Source organism: Peribacillus sp. P4_C12 (assembly GCF_056402095.1).
On record NZ_JBFUIB010000267.1, the window covers coordinates 1 to 5,063 of the forward strand.

The 5,063-nt window shown below is 38.3% G+C and carries 5 protein-coding genes; 1 reads left to right on the top strand and 4 read right to left on the bottom strand.

Features of this window, described 5'->3' with window-relative positions:
- Positions 1 to 511 precede the first annotated feature (511 nt).
- A complete protein-coding gene (locus AC1DUW_RS20705) occupies positions 512 to 946 on the top strand; it encodes a DUF1885 family protein (RefSeq protein ID WP_053345171.1) in 435 nt (144 codons plus the stop codon).
- A 27-nt stretch (positions 947 to 973) separates the two neighbouring features.
- Here AC1DUW_RS20705 and AC1DUW_RS20710 read toward each other — a convergent pair whose 3' ends face one another.
- From AC1DUW_RS20710 to AC1DUW_RS20725, 4 genes are all read right to left on the bottom strand, one after another.
- Positions 974 to 1,810: a polysaccharide deacetylase family protein gene (locus tag AC1DUW_RS20710; RefSeq protein WP_477643338.1), complete on the bottom strand. Its 837-nt coding sequence runs from the start codon at positions 1,808 to 1,810 to the stop codon at positions 974 to 976.
- Positions 1,811 to 1,853: 43 nt separating this feature from the next.
- Positions 1,854 to 2,111 carry a hypothetical protein gene (locus AC1DUW_RS20715; RefSeq protein ID WP_330219140.1) on the bottom strand — a complete coding sequence of 86 codons (258 nt, stop codon included), beginning with the start codon at positions 2,109 to 2,111 and terminating at the stop codon, positions 1,854 to 1,856.
- 291 nt (positions 2,112 to 2,402) lie between these two features.
- Positions 2,403 to 3,815 (bottom strand): dihydrolipoyl dehydrogenase, encoded by a 1,413-nt coding sequence (lpdA, locus tag AC1DUW_RS20720; RefSeq protein ID WP_053345168.1) that lies wholly within the window; start codon positions 3,813 to 3,815, stop codon positions 2,403 to 2,405.
- Positions 3,816 to 3,818: 3 nt separating this feature from the next.
- Positions 3,819 to 5,063: dihydrolipoamide acetyltransferase family protein (locus tag AC1DUW_RS20725; RefSeq protein WP_477643339.1), on the bottom strand; the 1,245-nt coding region annotated here is incomplete at its 5' end.

Here is a 5,063-nt window from a genome sequence, read left to right on the forward strand (position 1 = left end):
GATTATACATAGGATTCTAATAGCCGCTTCTTGGACCCCACCCAGCCCATTGCGTGCAGCCGTGGCCCTTGGTAATTCATCATTCTTCTTTGTCCATTTGGGATCTTTTTCACCCTAAATATAAACTCATGCTTTTACTTGCATCAGTTCAGCAAAGTCGTAAGTCTTCGACTAAAAAGGGTGACCACCTCTTTATTAAATATGATTGATTTATTGCTAAATCTTTACCGGTAAGCAACATCCCTTACACCTTTTTTTTGTAAAACATGAATATGTTCATTAAACTTTAAAATCAAGCTTCCCACTCCTTATTAGCTAGCATMTATATAAATTTTACATCAAAATAAAAACTGGAAGTCAACACAATTTAACAATTTTTTATCATATTACCAAACTAACCCAGAAGAGTGAAAAAGGAATTTTACCTTTAAATTTACATATAGATAAGTATATAAAACAACCATAAAATGTTAAAATACAATTAAAATCTATAGAGCTAAGGGGGATTCAAATGATTGAAAATGCCTATATCAAGCTCGTTCCTGAGTCCGTGAAAGAAGCCGTAACCATTGAAGACGTGAAGGAATTGCTCACATATTACCAAATGATCACCGCTAAAACGGGAAAACAACTCAATTGGGATTATGATAAGAAGGCCTTTCCTTATGAAATGAAAGAGCCTGAAAAGATGAAAGATAAAGTAATTTATCTCCAATCCAATGTGGACAGATATCACATGATACTAATCGGAGTCGACCAAGAAATCGTTCAGGACGAAGATGGACTAGAGCGAATTCAATCTTATATCCAATTCACCCTTCCAGAAACTGCAACATTCGGTGATAAAGGGAAAGCTAATGAATTATGTAAATTCCTTGCAAAGAAGTTACGAGCACAACTCCATCTTTTTAACAAGCGAGTGATGTATTACTATCCAAGAAAATAAAAAACTGATAGTGGCCGTAACTTCAAATCATTCAGGCGTTTCAATTAATTTTGGATCAAGAATCTTATATCCTTTCTTATGAAAATCTTTCACAATATCCTCTATCGCTTCTCTCGTCCATTTTCGGTCGTGCATCAGTAAACTGGCTCCATTGGATAAATAAGGGCTGTTCAACATGATCTCTGTCAATGCTTTTTTATCTTGATATTCCTTATCCCAATCATATCCATATGTCCAATTCATGACCAGCATTTTTTCGTTTGCAGCAACTTTTTTGGAAAAATCGGTATTAGATCCAAAAGGCGCCCTAAAATACTTAGGGCGTTCCCCGATAATGCCTTCCACCAAATTATTCAATTTTACGATTTCCCGCTTTTGCTCTTCTTCTGTTAGCTCTTTCAAATTGACATGAGAATACGTATGATTACCGATGGAAAAGCCCATATCATGAATTTCCTTTAACATCGATTTCTTTTCATCACTTTCAATAAAATATCCATTGACAAAAAATATCGCCGGCACTTGAAGTTTTTGAAGTGTTCTTGCAATTTCTAACGAGTACTTATCAGGTGCATCATCGAACATCAACAAGACAACCTTAGGTTCTGCATCCTGAATTGGTTCAAATGACCAATTACCTTTGTTCAACCGGTACTCGGCCTGAAAATTTTCTTTCTCTGAATTCCTAATTGTTTTTGATGCTTCTTCTTTCATATCTTGTTCTTGTTTGGTTTCATCTTGGATAGTGGTAGTTGTTTCCACACTTTTTGGTTCTTTTTTTTCAGTTTGATTGGAACCTGAATTATTACAACCAATTAATAAAAGTGAAGCAAATACAAACATAACTACTACCTTGGTGATCATGTTTCCTCCATGTTTTTCATGTGTCATTGTAAAGATTCAAAATTCAATAAATGGGTACCAACGTTTCCAAAAGAATTTGCAATACACCGTAACATAGTAAACTGATTATGGTAACAAGCATTGTCCGCTTGTTGGATTTTAAAATCATTTTACCAATGTAAATGGCCAAATAAGAAAAAACCAGAAACATAAATACCTTAAAAACAAAACGATCATTAACAGAAAGCCATTCAACCAATGTATATCCGCTCCAAACGATTAGTTGAAAGAGGATTACCAGATAATTTTTCAAGTGATCCACCCCATTTAAAATGAATAATCAGCCACTTTGTTTAATCGGCAGCCTAATTCTTCAGTACATCGCTCTTCCTATTTTTTTATCCTCTTTTACTCAATTTAAACCTTTTATAGAAAAAAAGTATGAAGACCTTTGTATAGCTTATGCCCATTTTGCACTTTTCATTTAAATTGAGTAAAGAAAATATCCTAATTTGGGAGAAGACATTAAATTTGTACCAGTTTTAATTTAATTTTTATTTATAAAAACCAAAAAAGCGTACTGCAAATGGCAGCACGCTTTTTTTGGTATCAATTATTTAATAATATGAATTGGAGTTCCTAGGGCTACTTCAGCAGCTTCCATAGTGATTTCTCCTAAAGTTGGATGTGCATGGATTGTCATCGCGATATCTTCAGCAGTCATTCCTGCTTCGATAGCTAAACCAAGTTCTGCAATCATATCAGAAGCATTTGGTCCTGCGATTTGGGCTCCAATAACCAATCCGTCTTCTTTGCGAGTGATTAGCTTCACAAATCCGTCCGTATTGTTCAATGAAAGAGCACGTCCATTTGCAGCGAATGGGAACTTAGAAGCAAGCGCTTCGATTCCAGCTTCCTTCGCTTCTTTTTCATTATATCCGACAGAAGCAAGTTCTGGTTCAGAGAATACTACAGCCGGAATAGCAAGATAGTCGATTTCTGATGAATGTCCTGCAATGGCTTCAGCTGCAATTTTACCTTCATAAGAAGCTTTATGAGCCAATTGAGGTCCAGAAACGATATCACCGATTGCGTAAATGTTTTTCACGCTTGTACGGCATTGTTTATCAGTTTCGATTAAACCACGGTCAGTCATTTTGATTCCGACTTGTTCAAGACCAATTTCTGAAGTGTTTGGACGACGACCTACTGTTACTAAAACGTAATCGGCTTCGACTTTTTTCTCTTCGCCTTTTACTTCATAAGTAACGGTAACGCCTGTTTCAGTTTCTTCCACACCTTTAGCATTTGCTTTAGTAACAATTTCAGCACCTTTGTTTTTAAGGTTACGTTTAACAAGTGCTGCCATTTGTTTTTCAAAGCCTGCAGAAAGAATCTCTTCCGTACCTTCAAGAATAGTCACTTTAGTTCCAAAGCTGGCGAATGCGCCGCCAAGCTCTGTACCAATGTAACCTCCACCGATTACTACGATAGAACTTGGAACTTCTTCCAAAGCAAGAGCTCCAGTAGAATTAAGTACACGTTTCGTATATTTAAAGGACGGAATCTCGATTGGTGATGAACCAGTAGCGATGATTGCGTTTTTAAATGTATATGTTTGAGCTGAGTCATCATTCATAACACGGATGCTGTTTTCATCAACGAAATAAGCTTCGCCTGTTACAACCTCAACGTTATTACCTTTTAACAGGCTGCTTACGCCGCCAGTTAATTTTTTTACAACAGTACCTTTCCAAGCTTGTACTTTAGAAAAATCAACAGTAACTTTTTCTGCAAAGATACCCATGTCTTCTGAATGTTGAGCTTCATGGAAACGGTGTCCCGCTGAAATTAAAGCTTTTGATGGGATACAGCCTACATTCAAACAAACTCCGCCAATTGTTCCTTTTTCAACGACCGTTACTTTCTGTCCAAGCTGTGCTGCGCGAATTGCCGCAACATATCCCCCTGGGCCTGAACCGATCACTAAAGTATCTGTTTCGATTGGAAAATCTCCTACTACCATTGTTTACGCCTCCATTAGCAATAATTCTGGGTCGTTCAATAACTTTTTGATGTGATTCAATGCATGCTGAGCAGTAGCCCCGTCAATCATGCGGTGATCAAAACTCAGTGATAATGCCAGAACTGGAGCGGCGATAATTTCCCCGTCGCGTACAATTGCTTTTTCGGCAATGCGTCCAATCCCTAGAATGGCAACTTCTGGATGATTGATTACAGGTGTGAACCACTGACCGCCTGCGGAACCGATATTCGTGATGGAACATGAAGCACCTTTCATTTCGTTAGGAGCCAATTTTCCGTCACGAGCTTTCGTAGCTAATTCATTAATTTCTTGTGAAATAGCAAAAGTTGATTTACGATCTGCATCTTTTACAACTGGAACGAGCAGTCCTTTGTCTGTGTCTGCCGCAATTCCGATATTGTAATAGTGTTTATGGATAATCTCACTTGCCTCATCATCAAACGATGTGTTAAGCATAGGGAATTCACGCAATGCACTTGTTAACGCTTTAACAACATAAGGTAGGAATGTAAGCTTAATTCCTTTTTCTGCAGCAATTTCCTTGAATTTCTTACGATGAGCAACTAGTAGCGTCACATCGACTTCATCCATTAATGTTACATGTGGAGCTGTCTGTTTGGATTTAACCATTGCTTTGGCGATCGCTTTTCTCATACCGCTCATTTTCTCGCGAGTTTCAGGATATTGCCCTTCTGGAATTGAAACTTTTTGTTTTTCGGTTGTTTCCGTATCGTTTTGTTGTGAAGCTTCACTTTGAGCTGCTGGTTGCTGTGGAGCCGTTTTGCCGTTTTTGAAAGCATCGATATCTTCTTTCATGATGCGGCCATTATCCCCAGAACCAGAAATCTCACGAATATTTACCCCTTGTTCGCGTGCATATTTCCTAACAGAAGGCATGGCGATAATACGTCGTGAAGGATCCACCTCAACCTTTGGTTGTGATCCCGCGCCCGTTTCTGCACTATTTTCTTGAACCGGAGCAGCCTCTTTCTTGACTTCCTGTCCAGCTTCAGCAGTAGCTTGAACCTGGGCCTCCGTATTCTTCTCACCTTCTGCCTTCGCTTCTTCTCCATGATCCCCTTTAAACTGAAGATCTTCATAACCTGGAGCATCGAATGTTACAAGTACATCACCGACAACGGCAACCGTTCCTTCTTGAACAAGGATTTCTTCCACGGTACCTTCCACTGGTGATGGAATTTCAACAACGGCTTTATCGTTTTGAAC

Excerpts from the sequence above, each read along its gene's own strand:
- AC1DUW_RS20705 (WP_053345171.1), top strand. The coding sequence starts at position 512 with ATGATTGAAAATGCCTATATCAAGCTCGTTCCTGAGTCCGTGAAAGAA.
- lpdA (WP_053345168.1), bottom strand. The coding sequence starts at position 3,815 with ATGGTAGTAGGAGATTTTCCAATCGAAACAGATACTTTAGTGATCGGT.
- AC1DUW_RS20710 (WP_477643338.1), bottom strand. The coding sequence starts at position 1,810 with ATGATCACCAAGGTAGTAGTTATGTTTGTATTTGCTTCACTTTTATTA.